General features: G+C 67.5%; 16 protein-coding genes and 2 tRNA genes. 10 read left to right on the top strand and 8 right to left on the bottom strand.

What is annotated here, in order from left to right:
* Positions 1-7: 7 nt before the first annotated feature.
* The 3 genes from coaBC (at position 8) to VP06_RS35590 (ending at position 3,354) form a co-directional block, all read left to right on the top strand.
* Positions 8-1,249 carry a bifunctional phosphopantothenoylcysteine decarboxylase/phosphopantothenate--cysteine ligase CoaBC gene (gene coaBC, locus VP06_RS30235; RefSeq protein ID WP_048467519.1) on the top strand — a complete coding sequence of 414 codons (1,242 nt, stop codon included), beginning with the start codon at positions 8-10 and terminating at the stop codon, positions 1,247-1,249.
* Between the two features lie 98 nt (positions 1,250-1,347).
* Complete coding sequence (locus VP06_RS30230) at positions 1,348-1,554, top strand: hypothetical protein (protein WP_048467518.1); 207 nt, start codon at positions 1,348-1,350, stop codon at positions 1,552-1,554.
* A 912-nt stretch (positions 1,555-2,466) separates the two neighbouring features.
* Positions 2,467-3,354, top strand: a complete 888-nt coding sequence (locus tag VP06_RS35590) for a glycosyltransferase family 61 protein (RefSeq protein WP_197093320.1) — start codon at positions 2,467-2,469, stop codon at positions 3,352-3,354.
* 790 nt (positions 3,355-4,144) lie between these two features.
* On the opposite strand, the gene VP06_RS30225 is transcribed toward VP06_RS35590, so the two are convergent.
* The 6 genes from VP06_RS30225 to VP06_RS30200 all read right to left on the bottom strand — a co-directional run bounded on the left by VP06_RS30225 (position 4,145) and on the right by VP06_RS30200 (position 9,393).
* Positions 4,145-4,942, bottom strand: coding sequence for an FkbM family methyltransferase (locus VP06_RS30225; protein ID WP_048467517.1), 798 nt, complete (start codon positions 4,940-4,942; stop codon positions 4,145-4,147).
* A 1,392-nt stretch (positions 4,943-6,334) separates the two neighbouring features.
* A tRNA-Arg gene (locus VP06_RS30220) sits at positions 6,335-6,411 on the bottom strand.
* Positions 6,412-6,491: 80 nt separating this feature from the next.
* Positions 6,492-6,568: transfer RNA gene (locus VP06_RS30215), tRNA-Arg, on the bottom strand.
* A 123-nt stretch (positions 6,569-6,691) separates the two neighbouring features.
* Entirely contained in the window at positions 6,692-8,125 is a 1,434-nt protein-coding gene (locus tag VP06_RS30210) for an NAD-dependent succinate-semialdehyde dehydrogenase (protein WP_048467516.1), read from the bottom strand.
* A gap of 172 nt (positions 8,126-8,297) precedes the next feature.
* Entirely contained in the window at positions 8,298-8,657 is a 360-nt protein-coding gene (locus VP06_RS30205; RefSeq protein ID WP_048467515.1) for a hypothetical protein, read from the bottom strand.
* 145 nt (positions 8,658-8,802) lie between these two features.
* Entirely contained in the window at positions 8,803-9,393 is a 591-nt protein-coding gene (locus VP06_RS30200) for a PilZ domain-containing protein (protein ID WP_245291375.1), read from the bottom strand.
* A 313-nt stretch (positions 9,394-9,706) separates the two neighbouring features.
* Between VP06_RS30200 and VP06_RS30195 the strand changes: the two genes are divergently transcribed.
* Positions 9,707-10,747: a hypothetical protein gene (locus VP06_RS30195; protein ID WP_048467514.1), complete on the top strand. Its 1,041-nt coding sequence runs from the start codon at positions 9,707-9,709 to the stop codon at positions 10,745-10,747.
* A gap of 385 nt (positions 10,748-11,132) precedes the next feature.
* Here VP06_RS30195 and VP06_RS30190 read toward each other — a convergent pair whose 3' ends face one another.
* On the bottom strand, positions 11,133-12,068 hold the full coding sequence (locus VP06_RS30190; RefSeq protein ID WP_245291374.1) for a LysR substrate-binding domain-containing protein: 936 nt from the start codon (positions 12,066-12,068) through the stop codon (positions 11,133-11,135).
* A 122-nt stretch (positions 12,069-12,190) separates the two neighbouring features.
* On the opposite strand from VP06_RS30190, the gene VP06_RS30185 reads away from it, so the two are divergent.
* The 5 genes from VP06_RS30185 (at position 12,191) to VP06_RS30165 (ending at position 16,471) form a co-directional block, all read left to right on the top strand.
* Positions 12,191-12,763 (top strand): carboxymuconolactone decarboxylase family protein, encoded by a 573-nt coding sequence (locus VP06_RS30185; protein ID WP_048467513.1) that lies wholly within the window; start codon positions 12,191-12,193, stop codon positions 12,761-12,763.
* 62 nt (positions 12,764-12,825) lie between these two features.
* Positions 12,826-13,488: a peroxiredoxin-like family protein gene (locus VP06_RS30180; protein ID WP_048467512.1), complete on the top strand. Its 663-nt coding sequence runs from the start codon at positions 12,826-12,828 to the stop codon at positions 13,486-13,488.
* Positions 13,489-13,552: 64 nt separating this feature from the next.
* Positions 13,553-14,260 carry an SDR family oxidoreductase gene (locus VP06_RS30175; protein ID WP_048467511.1) on the top strand — a complete coding sequence of 236 codons (708 nt, stop codon included), beginning with the start codon at positions 13,553-13,555 and terminating at the stop codon, positions 14,258-14,260.
* A gap of 172 nt (positions 14,261-14,432) precedes the next feature.
* The gene (locus VP06_RS30170) at positions 14,433-15,755 is read left to right on the top strand and encodes an MptA/MptB family glycosyltransferase (RefSeq protein WP_048467510.1); all 1,323 of its coding nucleotides are present in this window, start codon (positions 14,433-14,435) and stop codon (positions 15,753-15,755) included.
* Positions 15,752-16,471 (top strand): glycosyltransferase family 2 protein, encoded by a 720-nt coding sequence (locus VP06_RS30165; protein ID WP_245291373.1) that lies wholly within the window; start codon positions 15,752-15,754, stop codon positions 16,469-16,471. Before VP06_RS30170 ends, VP06_RS30165 begins: the two co-directional genes overlap by 4 nt.
* A 20-nt stretch (positions 16,472-16,491) precedes the next feature.
* On the opposite strand, the gene VP06_RS33950 is transcribed toward VP06_RS30165, so the two are convergent.
* Positions 16,492-17,376: a helix-turn-helix domain-containing protein gene (locus VP06_RS33950; protein ID WP_053082096.1), complete on the bottom strand. Its 885-nt coding sequence runs from the start codon at positions 17,374-17,376 to the stop codon at positions 16,492-16,494.
* Positions 17,377-17,724: 348 nt separating this feature from the next.
* Between VP06_RS33950 and VP06_RS30155 the strand changes: the two genes are divergently transcribed.
* Positions 17,725-18,465, top strand: coding sequence for a TIGR04282 family arsenosugar biosynthesis glycosyltransferase (locus tag VP06_RS30155; RefSeq protein WP_053082095.1), 741 nt, complete (start codon positions 17,725-17,727; stop codon positions 18,463-18,465).
* Positions 18,466-18,693 lie beyond the last annotated feature (228 nt).

Below are 18,693 nucleotides of genomic sequence, written 5' to 3'. Positions count from 1 at the left end.
GGGCGGGATGGGCGCGCTCGACGGCACACGGGTGCTCCTGGTCATCGGGGGCGGCATCGCGGCCTACAAGGCGCTGGACCTGATCCGGCGCCTGCGCGAGCGCGGCGCCTCGGTGCGCTGCGTGCTCACCAAGGGCGCGCAGGAATTCGTGACCCCGCTCGCCGCCGCTGCGCTCAGCGGGCAACGCGCCCATACCGACCTGTTCGACCGGGCGGACGAGGCCGATATCGGCCATATCAGGCTCGCCCGGGACGCCGACGCCGTGGTGGTGGCGCCGGCCACCGCCAACACGCTCGCCCGGATGGCCGGCGGCCACGCACCGGACCTCGCCTCGACGGTGCTGCTGGCCACCACCCTGCCGATCCTGATCGCGCCGGCGATGAATGTGCGAATGTGGCTGCACCCGGCGACGCAGCGCAACCTCGCCCTGCTGACGGGCGACGGCGTCGCGGTGGTGGGGCCGAATGTCGGGCGGATGGCGGAGGCCGAGACAGGGCCCGGCCGGATGGCCGAGCCGGACGAGATCGCCGACGCCGTCGAAGCCCTGCTGGCACGCGGAGCCCCGCTCGCAAGCCGGCCGGATCGCGGGACGCTCCTCGCGGGCCGCCACCTCCTCGTCACCTCCGGGCCGACCCACGAGCCGATCGACCCGGTGCGCTACCTCGCCAACCGCTCCTCCGGCAAGCAGGGCCACGCCATCGCGGCGGCGGCGGCCGCCGCCGGCGCCCGGGTGACCCTGATCTCAGGTCCCGTAACGCTGGCCGATCCCCCGGGCGTCACGGTCATGCGGATCGAGACCGCCCGCGAGATGCTGGCGGCGGTGGAGGCCGCCCTGCCCGCCGACATCGCGGTCTTCGCTGCCGCCGTCGCCGACTGGCGCCCGGCCACCTTCGGGGACGAGAAGATCAAGAAGGGCCCCGAAGGTCCCCCTCCCCTCGCGCTCACAGAGAATCCCGACATCCTGGCGACGATCGCGCACCGGCAGCAGGGGCGCCCGCCCCTGGTGGTGGGCTTTGCCGCCGAGACCACCGACGTGATCGCCCATGCCCGGGCCAAGATCGCCCGGAAGGGCTGCGACCTGATCGTCGCCAATGACGTCTCGGCGGCGACCGGCGTGATGGGAGGCGACCGCAATGCGGTCCACTTGATCGGCCGCGACGGCAGCCTCGAGAGCTGGCCGACGCTCGCGAAGGACGAGGTGGCGCGCCGCCTCGTCGCTCGTTTGGCGGAGTTGGCGCCCTCCCCCTGAGGCAAGATAACGCCGGACATGCACGTTGGCGCGGTCGCGCCAGGCACTATGATTCCTCCCCCACGAGGAGGTCCGCCTCCTTCATCCGGGAGGCCGCCTTGCCCACCATCCTCGTCGTCACGCTGATCTGCGCCTCGTCGCTGGCGGCGAAGGACTGCACCCGCACCACCGCCCAGGACGTCATCACCCACCCGGCCCACACGCCGCAGGAATGCCTGCTGCTCGGCCCCGCCATCGCCGCCGGGTCGGGCCGCGGCACCGAGGCCGGGACTTACGTGAAGACGCTGTGCGAGCAGCGGCGCTGAAGCCCGCCCGGTCGCGTCTTCCCCCTCAGCCGGCACATGCCCTGCCGCCGCATGCCGGAGCCCCGGTCGGACGCCGCCGGTGCCGACGCTCACGGACGTCATCGACCGGAGGGAGACACCGAGTGAGCGCGAAGACCGACCGACAAGCGCCTCGACATCACGCGCAAGACGGGCGGGATGACCGCCGCTTGCCTCGGCCAAACGACGCTGCCCAAGGCCCGGCCCGCAGAAGCGGCGGCCCTATAAGGCCTCCCGGGGGCCGATGAGCGGATGCTGAACGAGCGCTCGATGCCGCAGATGCCGCCAAGGGATCCGCTGATCGACTGCTTCTACGACTAGATGACGGTTTATGGCACCGCTTGGACCGGATTGATCTGAGAGCAGTTCGGCGACGGCTTCATGTCGGCGATCAACGGCACCATGACAATGGAGCGCGGCCCAACAATCAGGCAGATCGGGAACAGCAGCCAGGACAGGACACTTTCCTGCGCTCAAATGCAATGGGGGCGATGAGAAAATTCCGGATCATGGCTTCGAGGAGGATTTATTTTTACATTCAACTTCCAATTCGAATGCAATCTAAAGACAATTTCTATATTTTAAATTAGTGCCATACCATCATTGGCAACTGATTTATGCTTTGCCTTTGTCCGGAGCAGAGAGGCCATTGTCACCATGGCGTTCCTCCTGTAACGAGCGTGGCCACGTGCGGCGTGGGCACGCTCGAATATTCGCGTCGCCTCGAATTCTTTCAGTCGCGAAGGCATCAACATGTCATTGGCTCAATGTCGCGAAAATTGGGGGAACCACCAGATCGTAACATCTGACCCAAGCATTATAAAAGTAGAAAGAGCCTCATATATACCAATTGCACTGGATCAAGGCTGGGGAATATACAATCGTTCCGGGCACGTGATCTACGATTCTGTTGATTTCCGCGGCTCGGAGCGCGGAACGAACGGGCAAGTTGTCGAAGCAAAAATCAACCCTGACCATATTACAGTCGAAGCGCCGGATTTCGATTATATCTATGTCGGCAGGATCAACCTACACTATGGCCACTTCCTGATCAACACGCTGCCACGCTTTTGGGCACTGCAAAAACTCAGACACCACCGGGCAAAAGTGCTCTGTCATGGTCACGGGACGCCGAGTGAATGGTTCCGCTTCCCGTTTTTTGCAGAAATTTGCCGCACCTTGAATTTGCAGCCCGACGATTTTGTTGTATTTGGCACTCCGATCAATCTAAGAAATGTCACGATACCCAGCACTAGCTTTGAAGAACAATATCAAGCTCATCAAATGTATCGCGACTTCTGCCGATACATTGGTCGCCACGTCACCGACAATGCAGCAGGCATCCGCACCACCGACACTCCTGCCTACTTGTCGAAGGCGAAACTGACGATCGGCGTCGGCAGGATTAAAAACGAAATCGATTTGCTGCCCATCTTATCAAAAGCAGGCATCGATATTTTTTATCCTGAACAAATGAGTTTCGCCGATCAACTTCGGCTGTTTTGTTCCCGATCCATTATTCTGGGTACTGTAGGGTCGTATTTTCACACCAACATCTTAGCGACAACTCCCTCGCGCATCTTTGGTATCAATCCAACACCGCACGTCAATTCAAACTATATCATGATAGACTCATTAACACAAATAGAATCTTTATATTACTATGACACGGAGATGCAGACCGCTTCCGAGGATGCAAACTCTGGATTTCTGGCTGAGCGTAATTTCGGAAATCCTCGCGAAATTGCCGAGCAGTATCTGCAAATCGTCAACAGTATTTAGGTGTAAGCAGCGGCTGGATCGGGTTGAAGCCTGTGACGCTGGTGCATTCCCATGATGCCGTGCCCGGTCGACGCGCTCGGAAAGGCTTTCGCTCACCGCCGTGGGGACGCCATCCGTGCAGTCCCGCGACACCACGGCGGTCGGTGACGGAACAATGCGGCACCTCGACGGTGTCCGAGCCGCATCCGGCCACGCCACCCTTGCGGATTGCTTCACGGCGCCGGCAGGCGGACATCCGCGCTCCGTGGCACCACGCGCCGCCCGGCATCAGTCCGACGGCGTCGGCAGGCCCCTTATCGACAAGCGGCTGGAGACAAGAGGGGCCAGTCCAAACCCTGACGGCCCGAGCGGCCGGGACAGGCACCGTTGCGTTGCCGCCGGTCGCCGACCTCCTTCGGTCTACTCCGGCCGGCCTAAGCAGATTTCGCCGAAGTGGTCACCGGTTCGGCGGCAACAATCTGCGATAAACAAGAGCCTAAACGGACAAAGCGTTGGCCTGCCAACGCAAGTCTGCTTAGAGCATTTTCCGACAAAGCGAATTCCGGTTCGTCGTAGAAAATGCGGTAAAATCAACCAGCTAGAGAAGCTTCGCGACTATAACGCGATCGTGAAGCGTTCTAGAGCTGGATGCATGCCGTGCGTCGCAACGGTATCTGGCTGAAATAGCCAACTCCCCTTAGGTCAGCAACTCAAAGCATCGGCAGCTGCCACGAGGCCGGGATCTGCCGTCGTCACCGACAGCGACGTGCCGTTCCTGCACTCCATCGAGGGGAGCGGCACCGCGCACCTGTTACGAAAGCTGGAAGCTGCGAAACATCGGAAGTCCGCACGAGTCGCAGATTTCCTTGAACTTGGCGAGCCGCTCAACCGGAATCAGTGCATGATTCCATGCGGCGTTGTCGAACAGAACCTCACCATCATGAATGGCCATGTCGGGGCGCAGCCTGAAATCCATGTACCCGACGTTCTGCAAAAGTGCGTTCATGGGTCCACGCTTCGCCGGTCCGACAACCTCAGCAAAGATGATCGGACGATCCCGCATGATCGTCTCGCGCGCACCGTTCAAGAAGGCGTATTCGTGCCCCTCGATGTCGGCCTTAATGACACCAATGAAATTCGACACGTTCATATCATCGAACCGCTTGACCGGCACTTCGATGATCGAATGGGCTTGCTGGAAGTCACTTTCCAATGACGCGCTGGTTTCAACCAGGCCGTGGGAGGGATTGGGTATATGGAGGGACGCGACCCCGTTCTTGTCGCTCAGCGCAACCTCATGAACCTGAACCTTGTCCTGCAAGTGATTGATAGCAAGATTTTTTCGAAGGATATTCAGCACGGGCGGCAGCGGCTCGAACGCGATGACATCCTTGCTCGAGGCGACAACAGAAGCCATGACCGAATAAATTCCCGTATTTGCACCGACATCGATAAATGCCCCCTCTACACGGAGCAGTGTCGCCATCATCAAGAACGGAAGCGGTGCCTCGTAGGATCCGACCGCCAGTTGCTGTGCGACCGCGTCCATCCCATCGGCGCTGTCGATGCTAAATGAAACTCCAGCAAAATTCACGCGCAACGTCGACATTTTATTTCTCCTTACGGGCAACCGAAGCCATTCGAGGTGATTCACGACAAGTGACAGCCGACACCCCTCAATCAGCCGGGTGCCCAATGACTATGGACATCTGTGACACGATCGATACACCGGGCCATCAATACCGAATCGGCAACGAGGACGATCGGGCATCGGCCCGAAACAGTGGCCACCGGCACACTCCCTATGCGCGTGGCGTGCCACCGGCCATCCCTTCGCGCCCAACAGGCGGACCCCTCTGCATGCGGCGTCACCTCGACGCGGATTCCACCCACGCCGCGCTTGCCTCGATCCGTCATCAGGCATCTCTGAAAGCCCCGGGCGCGATGCGCCGGCCGAAGCCCTTAACAGGATCATGTCTTGCACGGAAGCTGCCGACCACGGTGCGTGGTCGTTTCTCTCGACGCTGATCGCGACCGCTTTAGCCTCTATCACCAAATGTCATGATTCGATGTTAAATAATAAGACGATATATATTCTCTAGTATTTATGATATTTCATATGGAATTGGATTTTTCGGCATCACTATCGTCTTCGGAATTATATTCTGTGTTCTATCTAAATAATATTACGACAACGTTCAAACATGAATAAAAATAATCAACACCCATGACATCAAGCTCAATCGAAATTCCTACATCGCACTATCATTGTCCTCCGCCACGAACGACATCGTATCGGCCTACGGGTCCGGTCACGGGAGCCGCACTGCCGACAGGAGACGCCGGGTCACGGCCTCATGCCCGGCCCATGGCTCCGAATCGAGGTTCACGCGGTTTGGCTGGGAGGGCGTCGGTGAGGGAGGCGGAGTTCGTTCCATCCAGCGATTTTGCGGCGTAGCTTGAGGCTGGTGGGCTTTGGCGTGCGGCGTGGTTTGGGCTTGCGCTTGAGCGGTGAGCGTTCGGCCTGCGGCGGGTCGGGGGCATCGCGGGCCAAGTTGGCCACGCTGACGGTGCGTTGTTCGATGCGACCATGGCCCGTGTCATGCTCGGTCACGATGTCGAGGCGGTCAGGGGAGGTCTCGGCAAACAGGCTCTCGACCTCGGCCCGAAAGGTCGGCTGGTTGGCTTTGCGCGGTAGAGCCCGACCACGAACGGGATCGCCTCGGCGCGGAAGCGCACGACGGTCGCAATCGTGACGAGGAGGCCGAAGGTGGCCACGAATTCGGCAAACCACTGGGTCGGACCCGTCCGCGCTTTGGCGGCGATCCGAGAAACGCTGGAGAGGCGTGAGCGCCAGATCAAGAGGCGGGGCGGGGGACACCGCCGGTCAGGCGTGAATGACGCGCAACTCGGCGCTTTGCGACATATCCGCGACTAGCAGCGCCGCATACCTCGAAACCACATGCCTGCGCTGACTAAACTACTCAGATCACGAAAGCTATGGCGCGCCCGAAAGGATTCGAACCTCTGACCCCCAGATTCGTAGTCTGGTGCTCTATCCAGCTGAGCTACGGGCGCCCGATCGAAAGACAGCCTTCGACCATGATGCGGTGGATGCGGACATGTTCCGCTCGCACCGTGACGTCTGACATGTGGAATGGCGCGCCCGAAAGGATTCGAACCTCTGACCCCCAGATTCGTAGTCTGGTGCTCTATCCAGCTGAGCTACGGGCGCCTGACCGGGGGGAGCGGTGCGCCCCGCCGGTGGAGGTGGGATCTAAGGGGTTCGCCCTGGCTTGGCAACCCCTATTTCGCCGGCGGAAGAGGGGACGGCCCCGAACCGTCCCCCCCTCCCCGCTCAGAAGCCGGCCTGGGTGACGAACTTGGTGTTGAGGTAGGCTTCGATCGCCTCGGAGCCGCCCTCGCTGCCGTAGCCCGAATCCTTCACGCCGCCGAACGGCGTCTCCGGCAGGGCGATGCCGTGATGGTTGATCGACATCATGCCGCTCTCGACCCGGGTGGCGAGCTTGGTCGCCGTCTCGGCCGAGCGGGTATAGGCGTAGGCGGCCAGCCCGTAGGGCAGGCGGTTGGCCTCCGTGAACGCCTCCTCGTCGTCCGAGAAGCGCCGGATCGCCGCGATCGGCCCGAAGGGTTCCTCGTTCATGATGCGGGCGTCGAGCGGCACATCGGTGAAGACGGTGGGCTCGAAGAAGTTGCCCTGGTTGCCGATGCGCTTGCCGCCGGTGCGCAACTGGGCGCCCTTCTGCTCGGCATCGGCCACGAAGGCTTCCATCGCCTCGATGCGGCGGCCATGGGCGAGCGGACCCATCTTCACCCCCGCCTCCAGGCCGTTGCCGACCGTGAGGTCGCGGGAGAAGCCCACGAACCCGTCGACGAAGGCATCGAACACCGACTCGTGGACGAGGAAGCGGGTCGGCGCGACGCAGACCTGGCCGGCATTGCGGTACTTGTTGGCGCCGAGGACCTGCACCGCCTTCTGCACGTCGGCATCGCGGAAGACGATCGCCGGGGCGTGGCCGCCGAGTTCCATCGTGGCACGCTTCATGTGCTTGCCGGCGAGCGCCGCCAGTTCCTTGCCGATCGCCGTCGAGCCCGTGAAGGTGATCTTGCGGATCACCGGATGGGGGATGAGATACGACGAGATCTCCGCCGGGTCACCGTAGACGAGGCCGAGCACGTCGCCCGGCACGCCGGCGTCCAGCAGGGCCTGGATCAGGGCAGTGCAGCTCGCCGGAGTGTCCTCGGGACCCTTCAGGATCACCGAGCAGCCGGTGCAGAGCGCCGCCGAGACCTTGCGCACCGCCTGGTTGATCGGGAAGTTCCAGGGCGTGAAGGCCGCGACCGGCCCCACCGGCTCGCGGATCACGAGCTGCATCACGCCCTCGGCCCGGGCCGGGATCACCCGGCCATAGGCGCGCCGGCCCTCTTCCGCGAACCAGTCCATGGTGTCGGCGCCGCCGAGCACCTCCATCTTGGCTTCCGCCACCGGCTTGCCCTGTTCGAGGGTCATGATCCGGGCGATCTCGTCGGCGCGCTCCCGCATCAGGTTGGCGGCCTTGCGCAGCACCTTGCTGCGCTCGAAGGCCGAGACCTTGCGCCAGGCTTTGAAGCCGCGCTCGGCCGCGTCGAGGGCCTGGTCGAGATCCTGGCGGGTCGCGACGGCGAGCTGGCTCAGGGTCTCGCCGGTGGCCGGGTTGAGGATCGGCATCGTCTGGCCGGTGGCGCCGCTGCGCCACTCGCCGGCGATGTGAAGCTTCACGTCGGGGAACATTCGGGGGCTCATCCTCGTTCCGGAGGGGACGGGCCTTAACTAAGGCAATCCCTCCCGGCGAGACAGGCTCCGCCGCGCAAGGCGGTCCGGGCCCGGCCTCTCTTGTCTGTCAGAGCATGACCTGACAGAGTTCCCCGCCTCGTCCTCCGTCGCGCCGCCCGACTGGACGGTCTCAATGCACCGCGATGGCGCGAGCGATCTCCTCGAACCGCTTCTGCGTCGCGCCGATCTGACCGTAGACGGATTGGCGCGTGCACGCCGCGACGGTCATGCCATGGAAGAACATGCCGACATCGTGCTGGTGACGGCAATCGAGGTAGTTTGGCAGCACGACGATGCCGAGGAGCACACCGACCGGCAGAACGAGCTTCATGACCAGCTTGATCGGCCACGGCACATAGGAGAGTGCCCGCTCGCGCGTGTCGTCGACCGGTGGCGCCGACACGATGATGCGGATGTCTCCCCCCCCCTCGGCCCGGCTCACGGCGCCGTCGAGACGCTCGATCCCACCGCCCCGGTAATTGCCGCGCATCCCACCCTCCACGTCGCAGGCCACGATCAAGGACCACGCGCGTTATTTTGCCACGGCGGGATTAAATTTCCGTGCGCTGCGGCAGCATGGGACCGAAGGTTCGGCAGTCCGGCCGAGCCCGACGTGGGTCACGCCACTCCGTGTTTCACAGCGTGACGTGACGGCCGAAGGTTTCGGGGCGGAACGGCAGCCGGAAGGTGACGGCGAATCCGTTCTGGAGGTGGCGCACCACGGTGGCGCGACGCTTGCCGACCGTGACCAGCTCGCCCACCGACGGCAGATCCGTCGCCTCGATGGCCACGCCGCTCATCGACAGGTCGATCACCGTCCCCGGCACGACCCGGCCGTCGGCGTGGCGCACCTCGACGCTGCGGATGTTCGGCACGATGCGGGGATCGCTGCGCTGGTCGGTCTTGCCGTTCGCCTGGCCGGCAAGCCAGTCGAGGCGGGCGGCGAAACGGGCGCGGCGCTCGGGCCCGACCTCCACCGCGAGGGTGAACCCCCCCGGCGCAACCGCCTGGATCACCCCGGTCACGGGCCCGACATCGTCGAGATAGAGCGTGACGGGATCGCCCAGAAAGCCGCTCTGCGGCGCCAGCACCTCGATCGTCGCCAGGGACAGGCTGCGGGTCTCGCAGACATGCTCGGCCCCACCCGGCAGCAGGTAGCGACCGCAGACCCGCATCTGGATCGGCCGGACGCCCGGTCCCGGCTCGGGTTGGGAATGCAACTTCAAGGTGCCCGCCTAGTCCTGTCAACGCGCAGAGGCAGCATCCCGCGAGGCTCGGACGGCTGCAAGGCCGCCTGCTGCACCATCGCCACGATCCCCCACAACGCTTAATGTGCGGTTCATGCGATCGACGCGATTGCCGGTCGCAGCCTGGGGTCCGGCTCGCCCCACCGCCCCTGCCCGAACGATGATGGCCGGCCACGGCCGCGCTCCCGTAATCCCGCCTCATTCGCACGGTTAACAGGTCTCGTCCGAGCACGAGGGGAATGCGGGGCGTCGACGGCCCGGCACGATCCCGGAACCAAGGGAATGCGGGACGATGACTGCACTGCCGTCGAAGACGGGTACGCGGTCCGTGGCGGGCGCGGCCCTGCTGGCCGCGCTCGCCGCCGCGTTGCTGACGGGAGCGGCGCTGACCGGGCCCGCGTGGGCGCAGGGCTACGGCGTCGTCATCGGGGACGAGGACGATGCGATCCTGCCGCCGCGGGCCGTGATCTTCCGCCTCGGCCGGGCCGGCTTCACCGGCATGACCGCTCCGCGCTTCGACGGCGAGACCTATCGGGTCCAGGCCGACAGCCCGTGGGGCAACCGTGTGCAACTGGTCGTGGATGCCCGCACCGGCCGCATCCTCGACCGCGAGCGCGTGGAGGCCCCGCTGATTCCCCCCGGCTCGGTGCCGGGCGGCCGCCGCCCGGGCTATGGCTGGACCGAAGCCGAGGCCCGCCCGCCCTGGCCGCGCGACGATGCGTTCCGCGAGCGTTCCCTGCGTGACAATGGTTGGCGCGACCGCGAAACCTACGCCCCCGTGCCGCTCTCCCGCGGCGAGCCGCTGCCGCCCGTGATCCGCCGGCCGGACGAGCGCCGCGTCGCCGCCCGCCCGCTGCCGCAGCAGAGCCTTCCGTCGGAGGTCCCGCCCGCCGAGGCGCCCGCGCCGCGCGCCACCGGGGCGAACCCGATGGGCCTCAATCCCGACAGCCCGGCGGCCCGCAGCGGCGCCGCGCCGCGCCGCGAGACCGCCCCCGAGGGGACGACGGAACCCCCCCGCAAGATTGCCGCCCGTCCGAAGCCGGCCGAGAAGACCGAGACGCCCTCGGCCCTCGTCCCGCCTCTGGCACCGGCCCCCCAGGCCGCGCCCGCCGCCAAGCCGGACCCCGCTCCCGCCAAGCCGGCCGAGGCGGCATCCAAGCCTGCGGAGGTCAAGCCTGCGGAGGTCAAGCCGGCCGAGGTGAAGCAGGCAGAGGCCAAGCCGGCGGAGGCCAAGGCTGGCGGCTGGAAGACCCCGCCCGAGGGCAACCGCCCGGTGCGGGTGATCGGCGGCATCACCCAGGTCCCGGGCCGGGACGAACCGGCGAAGGAGTGATTACGAAATCCGGAAGATCACGTCCGGATTTCGTATCATACCAACGGTCGTTGGAAACGACCGTTGGTGCCGTTCGCGAATTGTCGCCAAGCCCAAAATCCCGGACATCTGGGCTTGGCATCGACAATTCGAGATGGAGCAACGGCCGCGTCGATCCCGGGCCTGCCCGAGATCGAATCGATGCGTCAGCATCTTCGGCCGTCGGTATCACAAGCCCGCGCGGCGCTTGAACGAAGCCGAAATCCGCATTGCGAATGCGATCCGACAGGATCGCCTGTCGCAATCGATCGGGTTGTGTCAGAGACCAATGGTCGTTGCAAACGCCCATTGGTCCGTTCTCGCATGGCCGCCCAACGTCTGGCCTGGGATCGACAAGTCGCGACGATCAATGGCCCGATGCGTCGGCATCTTGGGCGATTGGCATCAGTTTTGGATCAAGACGAAACTCGTCCTCGAGGAAGTCGATCATGGCGCGCACCTTCATCGCCAGGAAGCGCCGCGAGGGATAAACGGCCGAGATCGGCAGAGGTCTCGGCTCGAACGCCGTCAGAATGACCCGCACGGCACCGCGTTCGATCTCGTCTACGAACAGCCAGTTCGGCACGACGCCCACGCCGAGGCCGCGCAGAACCGCGTCCCGCACGCCTTCTGAGTTGTTCACGCGAAAGCGCCCCGTGACCTCGACGGTCAACACGCCCTCTGCGCCCAGGAAGGTCCAGCGCGGCCCCGTCGCAAGGCGCGTGTAGACGACGCAATCGTGCCGGGTCAGGTCGTCGGGGTGCCGGGGCTCCCCGCGTTGCGCGAGGTAGCCGGGGCTCGCCACCGTGATGCGTCGCGTCGTGCCGAGCCGCTTGGCGACCAGACCCGGATCCGTCAGGTCCCCGATCCGGACCGCGAGGTCGATGCCCTCCTCCACGAGGTCGGTGATGCTGTCGTTCATGACGAGATCGATGCCGACATCGGGGTAGCGCATCAGGAAGGCTGGCAGGCGGGGCAGGACGTGAAGCCGCCCGAACACCACCGGCGTCGCGAGCCGCAACAGACCCGTGGGCTTCCGCTTGCGGAGGCCGACTGCGTCCTGCGCCTCGTCGGCGGCCTCGATCGCGCGTTGCGCGTGCTCGTACAGGACTTGCCCATCCTCCGTCAGCACGAGACGGCGCGTCGTGCGCGTCAGGAGCCGCGCCCCGAGATGCGCCTCAAGCGCGGCGACCTGCCGGCTGATCGTCGGTTGGGTGGTGTTCAGGTCCGCGGCGACGGCGCTGAAGCTGCCGGTCTCGACGACGCGGACGAAGGTGCGAAAGGCCGCCAGCAGGTCCATCATTCATACCTGCCACGTATAAGTGTCAGGCGAAAGCCGGACGTTATCGGTCGCAGGCGCGATCGCCATTCTCCGGTCCAGCGCGCCGGGCCTCCCGCCCGCGCCCCGGACCGGACACTCCTCCGATGACCGCCTTCACGCTCCACACCCCCGAGACCGCCCCGCAGGAGGCACGCGACGTGCTTCTGCGGATCCAGGCATCCTGGACCTTCATCCCTAACCTGCACCGCATGCTCGCCGAGAGCCCGGTGACCCTCAAAGCCTACGACGCCCTCATCGGCCTGGTCGGTCAATCGAGCTTCACGCCGGCCGAGCAGCAGGTCGTCTATCTCGCCATCAACGTCTTCCACGAATGCGAGTATTGCACCTCCGGCCACACCGTGCTCGCCCGGAGGTCCGGCCTCTCGCCGGACGTGATCGTGGCGTTGCGCGACGAGCGGGAGATCGCCGACCTGCGCCTGGAGACGCTCCGCCGTTTCGCGGAAGGCGTGGTGCGCGAGCGCGGCTTCGTGGGCGATGCCGCCGTCGAGGCGTTTCTGGAGGCAGGCTTCACCCGGGCGCAGGTGCTCGAGGTCGTCCTGATCGCCGCCGCCAAGACGATCTCGAATTACGCCAACCATCTCACCCACACGCCCCTCGACCCCTTCATGGCCGAGACCGCCTGGGTCGCCCCCGGCAACCGCGGTCAGGCGTCCTGATCGCCCTTCGTCGGACCGGTGCCGCGGCGCCGGTTCACCCGTCATCGCCGTGGGAGCGGCCCATGACCCTTCAAGCAGACCTCGACGCCTTCCTGGCCGCGTCCCGGACCCGCATTCCGGCCGACGTCGCCGCCCTGATCGCCGCAGGCATCGACGAGCAGGTCGCCGCCGGCCTGGCGCATCGCGCGCTCAAGGCGGGAGATCGTGCCCCGGACATGCGCCTGCCCAATGCGCAAGGGGCCACCATCGACCTCGCCGTCCTGCGGGAGCGGGGTCCGGTGATCGTGACCTTCTATCGCGGCGGCTGGTGCCCCTATTGCAACCTGGAGCTTCGCGCCTACCAGGCGCTTCTGCCCGAGATCCGGGCGGCAGGCGCGTCGCTCGTCGCGATCTCGCCGCAGACGCCGGACGCCTCCCTGTCGACGGTGGAGACGAACGATCTCGGGTTCGAGGTCCTCTCGGACGTGGGCTCCCGGACGGCCGAGGCGTTCGGGATCGTCTTCGCGCTGACGGATGCCTTGCGCGCGGTCTACGCCCGATTGGGGCATGCTCTGCCGACGGTGAACGGCACCGACGATTGGCACCTGCCGATCCCAGCGACGTTCGTGATCGCCCCGAACGGGCGGATCGTCCTCGCCCATGTCGACCCGGATTACCGCCATCGCCTGGAGCCGGCGGAGGCGCTCCGCGCCGCCCGCGACGCCGTGCCGGCGCAGCCCCGCTGACCGAGGGCGGATCGCCGCAACCACCGCCCATCCATGATTCAACCATCGGAACGAGAGTGTCCCCATGAGCCGCGCGATCCTCGTGACGGGAGCGTCGAAGGGTATCGGTCTGGCGACGGCCCGTCGGTTGGCGGCCGATGGCTGGGCGGTGATCGGGCTCGCACGCACCAGGCCGGACGACTTCCCGGGTGACTTCGTCACCGCCGACCTGAGCGACGCGGCCGCCACGCAGGCGATCGCCGCGCGGCTCGCCGCGCGCGGCGACGTTCTGGGCCTCGTCAGCAATGCCGGCGTCGCCCGCGCCGAGAGTTTCGGCACCGTCGACCCGGCCGGCTTCGCGGCCCTGCTCGACATCAACCTCCGTCCGACCCTGCAACTCGCGCAGGCCCTGCTGCCGGCCATGCAGGCCGCAGGATACGGCCGGATCGTGACGGTCACGAGCCTCGTGACCCGGGGATGGCCGTTCCGCACCAGCTACGCCGCCGCGAAGGCGGCGCTGGAGAGCCTGACCCGGACCATCGCGGTCGAGCAGGCGCGGTCCGGCATCACGGCGAATGCGGTGGCCCCCGGCCCGACCGAGACCGCGCTGTTCCGGGCCAACAATCCCGTCGGGAGCGACGGGGAAGCGCGGTATCTGGCGCAGATCCCGATGGGGCGCCTGGGCCGGCAGGACGAGGTCGCCGCCGCCATCGCGTTCCTCGCGTCGCAGGCCGCCGGCTTTATCACCGGGCAGACGCTGTTCGTCGATGGCGGGGCGAGTCTGGGCCGGTGAGCGGCGCCGGCCGGCCCCGCGCGAGGGGCGGGGTGACCATGGCGCCGGTCCGGGCGATGGACAGGCACCGCCGCATCGGGCAGATCACCCTGCGGAATCGCGCCGGGGGCACGGGCATGGGTGGAGCGTCGACCGGCGCGGCCGCAGGAGCGCCGCCGTCAGGGGGCATGCCGTGACGTCTCCGCGACCTCTGCCGACCCTCGTCCTGCTCGGCGCCGGCCTCGCGGCGCTGACCCTCGGCGCCCTCGCGCTGCACGTGCCGGGCGCCGACACGGTGGGCTCGCCCCTGCGGGCGAACCTCTTCGTCGGGGTGGTGGCGGTCTCGGTCGGGGTCTACCTCGTCGCCGTCCGCGTCGTGCTGCGGCGCGACCCGCCCCCCGCGGCGCTCGGGCCCGTCCTCATGCTGGCGGTCGGCTTGCGTCTCGTCCTGCTGCTTCAGCCGCCGTTCCTGTCGAGCGACATCTACCGCTATGTCTGGGACGGGCAGGTGCAGGCGGCGGGCATCAACCCCTACCTCCACGTCCCGGCCGATCCGGCGCTGGCGCCCCTGCGCGATCCCGCCGTATTTCCGCACATCAACCGGGCCGACTATGCCCGCACGATCTACCCGCCGGCGGCACAGGTCTTCTTTGCCCTGGTGGGCCGCATCAGCGCGAGCGTGACCGGCATGAAGGCCGCGATGCTCCTGTGCGAGGCCGTCGCGGTGCTCTGCCTGCTGCGGCTCCTGGCCCAGGCCGGGCTGCCGCGGGCGCGGATCCTGATCTACGCCTGGAACCCCCTGGTGCTGTGGTCCTTCGCCCTCGACGGCCACGTGGACGCGCTGGCGGTCGGGCTGCTCGCGCTGGCCCTCCTCGCCCGTGCACGGCACCGCGACGGGCTGGCCGGGGCGATCCTCGCCGGGGCGGTGCTGGTGAAATTCCTGCCGGTGGTGGTGGCCCCGGCCTTCGTGCGGGGCGGGCGGCTGTGGCGCCCGGCGATCGCGGGCCTTGCGGTCATCGCCGCGCTCTACGCGCCCTATCTCTCGGCCGGCACGGGCGTGCTCGGCTTCCTCCCGACCTACGGGACGGAGGAAGGGTTCGATACCGGCCAGGGCTTCTGGCTGCTCGCCGGGCTCTCCCATCTCGTCACGCTCCCCGGGGCCTCGGCCCGGATCTACATGCTGGCCGTCGCCGCGGCCTTCGCGGCCCTGTCGCTCCGGGTCGCGACCCGGAGGGCGCCGGAGGGCGTGCCGGACACGGTCGTGCTGTGCCGCGACGTGGGGCTGCTCGCCGCGCTCGCCACGGCGGCCGCCAACCCGCATTACGCCTGGTACTATGCGTGGCTGGCACTGCCGGCCTGCGTCGCGCCGAGCCCGGCCGTGATCTGGCTGTCGGCGGCTCCCGTCCTGTTCTACGTCGATCCCTTCAACGAGCGCTTCGTCTGGCCGGGCCTGGTGTTCGGGCCGGCCGCGATCCTGGCTGTGCGCGCCCTCGCGCGACGGAGGAAGGCCGCATGACAAACCCCGATGCCGCGGTCGCGCCGGTGAGCGTCGTCATCCCGACCCTGAACGAGGCCGAGACCATCGGCGCCGTCCTCGCCGAGATCCCGCGGGCTTTTGCGAACGACCTCATCGTGGCGGATGGCGGCAGCCGCGACGCCACCCGGGAGGTCGCGGCCGCGGCCGGTGCCCGCGTGATCGAGGCGGGACGCGGCTACGGGCGGGCCTGCGCGGCCGGCGCCGCGGCGGCGCGGCCCGGCAGCCGGGTGATCGTCTTCCTCGACGGCGACGGGGCCGACCGGGCCGATCTCATCGAAGCGGTGGCGGGTCCGGTGCTGGCGGGCGAGAAGGATCTCGTGCTGGCCTCCCGCACCCGGGGCGAGCGCGAGCCGGGATCGATGCTGTGGCACCAGGTGCTGGCCGGACGCCTGGCGGGCCTCGGCATCGGCGCGCTCACCGGCGTGGCCTACACGGACATGTGCGCCTTCCGGGCGATCGACCGGACGGCGCTCGCCCGCCTGGCCCTGCGCGAGATGACCTATGGCTGGAACATCGAGATGCAGATGCAGGCCGCGCGCGCGGGCCTGCGCATCGCCGAGATCCCGCTTCCCTACCGGTGCCGGGCGGGCGGCGCGTCGAAGGTCGCGGGCTCCCTCGGCGGCACCCTGCGGGCGGGGAGCCGCATCGTCGCGACCTTCCTGCGCGTGGCGACGGGACCCGCACCGCAGCGGTGAACCGGTCTTTCCGCGTCGGATCACCCGGTCCGTCCGCGGCGCCAGGCGGCGGGCGTCATGCCGGTGACCTTGCGGAAGGCGGTCGTGAAGTGGGATTGGCTGGCAAAGCCCAGCGCCAGGGCCACTTCGCTGACGGTCTCGCGGCCGAGCAGACGCGCCTGGGCGCGCAGGCAGCGGCGGCGCAGGATATACTGATAGGGCGCCTCCCCGGTCGAGGCCCGGAAGGCGTGGGAGAAGTAGGGGACCGACAGGCCGACGAGGTCGGCGAGTTCTCCCACCGACAAATCCCGCTCGAGATTCGCCTCGACATAGTCGCGCACGCGGACGAGCGCGCCCGGCCGCAAGCCGCCCCGCGGCGCGGCCTCCCGGGGGGCGGCCTGGCGCAGGAGCCAGAGCGTGACGAGCGCGACGGCGTGGTCGATCTCCGCCGTCGAGACCTCGACCGTTCCGCGGCCGATCGCGGCCAGATGGAGAACCAGGCCCTCGACGAGGCGGTCCTGCCGCGGTCCCCGGGCGAGCGGCATCAGGTCGGGCAGGTCGGCGAGGCCGGCATCGTCCGCCGCCCGGGCCAGGAGCCGGTCGGGGATCACGAGGTTGACGTCGTGGATGCTCCCGCGCCAGATCCAGTCCCCCGGCCGGCGGGCCGGCGTCACGCAGACGTCTCCCGACCGGGCGAGCGTGGCCCGGCATCCGTCACCGATATCGCGCGAGGCGTCGACGGGCTGATGGCTCGGCGCCAGGACGTGGACGACCGTCTCGAGCGAGCCCGGAACGCGCCCGCTCCAGGCGCTCATCTCGGCCTCGATCACCGTCGCGCCCGTTCGCCCGAGCGCGAACCGCTCCCAGGCCCGCCACCTCTGCGCGACCGCGGGGTTCAGATAGGGAACGTGGATCGCCCGTGACATACGCGGCGCCCTCATCTCTCGTCGCGGATGCATTAGAACGCAAGAAGCATTCTCCTCTATTCGCAAGCAAGCGGTTCTTGTGACGCTTCCCTACGGAATACCGTCTCCAGGCCCCGGTCCCGCGTTCACGAAGCAGCGATTGCGCCCCGGAACAGCGCCCCGGACGTGAGCATCTCGCAACTGCAACAGGATCTCGAAAGCGAAGCGCGGCCGTGGTCGCTAGGCTGACGGCCAGCATGACGGTGCGGGCGTGTGCCCCGGACCGTCGCGGAGCGAGCGGGCCACAGGGGCCGCAACGGGAGCGCGGAATCGATGGTTGCGCGACGAAGGTTTTGCGGCATTGCGGTGATGGCGAAGGCCTCCGCCCCCGGGCGGACCAAGACGCGCCTGGTGCCGCCGCTGACCTACGAGGAGGCAGCCGGCCTCAACACGGCGTTCCTGAAGGACGTGGCCGCCAACCTCGCGGCCGCCCGCGCGGCCGGCGCGCCGGTGGCCAGCTACATGGCCTACGGCCCTCCCGGGACCGAGGATTTCTTCCTCGACGCGCTGCCGCACGATGTCGGTCTCATCGAGACCTGGCGTCCAGGCTTCGGCGAATGCCTGTTCCACGCGGTCCGCGCCCTGTTCGACCGGGGCCACGAGGCGGCCTGCGTGCTGAACGCGGACAGCCCGACGCTGCCGACCGGCCTGCTCGTGGATCTGGCGGCCCGGCTGGCGCGTCCCGGCGACCGGGCGGTCCTGGGCCCGGCGGAGGATGGCGGCTACTGGGTGCTCGGCCTCAAGGCGCCCCACCGGCGGCTGTTCGAGGCGATCGACTGGTCGACGGAGCGCGTCGCCGCCCAGACCCTCGCACGCGCCGCCGAGATCGGGCTGCCGGTCGAGATCCTGCCGACCTGGTACGACGTCGACGATCGCGCGAGCCTGCACCGTCTCGTCGCCGAGGTCCTCCACGGCGAGACTCCCGATCCGGATGCGCCGCCGCTTCACCCGGCGCCCGCCACCGCCGCCTTCCTGCGCGATGCCTTCGCCCGCACCGACCTCGCGGCGCGCCTGGACGACGCCCGGCTGCCACAGCGGGAGGTCGCCTGAGGCGCACGTCCCTCCGAGAGACTGCGCCCAACAGAATCCCCGCAAGCGACTGCCCGCCGAGAGACCACCCGACCCCCGCTCGCGCGTCGATCGCGCGTGTGGAGGCGCCCCCCCACGCCGGACGATCCTCATGACCCACGCCGTCGCCCTCGCGACCGATCCCCGCCGCTATCACGACGCCGCGCCGCGGCGGGTGGAATCCCGCGCCCTGGCGCCGCCCGTCTGCCT

The organism is Methylobacterium aquaticum (genome assembly GCF_001043915.1).
Lineage (GTDB): Bacteria > Pseudomonadota > Alphaproteobacteria > Rhizobiales > Beijerinckiaceae > Methylobacterium > Methylobacterium aquaticum.
Note: the sequence above shows the minus strand (reverse complement) of the source record. Positions and strands in the feature narration are given on the sequence as shown.

Excerpts from the sequence above, each read along its gene's own strand:
- coaBC (WP_048467519.1), top strand. The coding sequence starts at position 8 with ATGGGCGCGCTCGACGGCACACGGGTGCTCCTGGTCATCGGGGGCGGC.
- VP06_RS30225 (WP_048467517.1), bottom strand. The coding sequence starts at position 4,942 with ATGTCGACGTTGCGCGTGAATTTTGCTGGAGTTTCATTTAGCATCGAC.
- VP06_RS30210 (WP_048467516.1), bottom strand. The coding sequence starts at position 8,125 with ATGTTCCCCGACGTGAAGCTTCACATCGCCGGCGAGTGGCGCAGCGGC.
- VP06_RS30205 (WP_048467515.1), bottom strand. The coding sequence starts at position 8,657 with ATGCGCGGCAATTACCGGGGCGGTGGGATCGAGCGTCTCGACGGCGCC.
- VP06_RS30195 (WP_048467514.1), top strand. The coding sequence starts at position 9,707 with ATGACTGCACTGCCGTCGAAGACGGGTACGCGGTCCGTGGCGGGCGCG.
- VP06_RS30190 (WP_245291374.1), bottom strand. The coding sequence starts at position 12,068 with ATGATGGACCTGCTGGCGGCCTTTCGCACCTTCGTCCGCGTCGTCGAG.
- VP06_RS30185 (WP_048467513.1), top strand. The coding sequence starts at position 12,191 with ATGACCGCCTTCACGCTCCACACCCCCGAGACCGCCCCGCAGGAGGCA.
- VP06_RS30180 (WP_048467512.1), top strand. The coding sequence starts at position 12,826 with ATGACCCTTCAAGCAGACCTCGACGCCTTCCTGGCCGCGTCCCGGACC.
- VP06_RS30175 (WP_048467511.1), top strand. The coding sequence starts at position 13,553 with ATGAGCCGCGCGATCCTCGTGACGGGAGCGTCGAAGGGTATCGGTCTG.
- VP06_RS30165 (WP_245291373.1), top strand. The coding sequence starts at position 15,752 with ATGACAAACCCCGATGCCGCGGTCGCGCCGGTGAGCGTCGTCATCCCG.
- VP06_RS33950 (WP_053082096.1), bottom strand. The coding sequence starts at position 17,376 with ATGTCACGGGCGATCCACGTTCCCTATCTGAACCCCGCGGTCGCGCAG.
- VP06_RS30155 (WP_053082095.1), top strand. The coding sequence starts at position 17,725 with ATGGCGAAGGCCTCCGCCCCCGGGCGGACCAAGACGCGCCTGGTGCCG.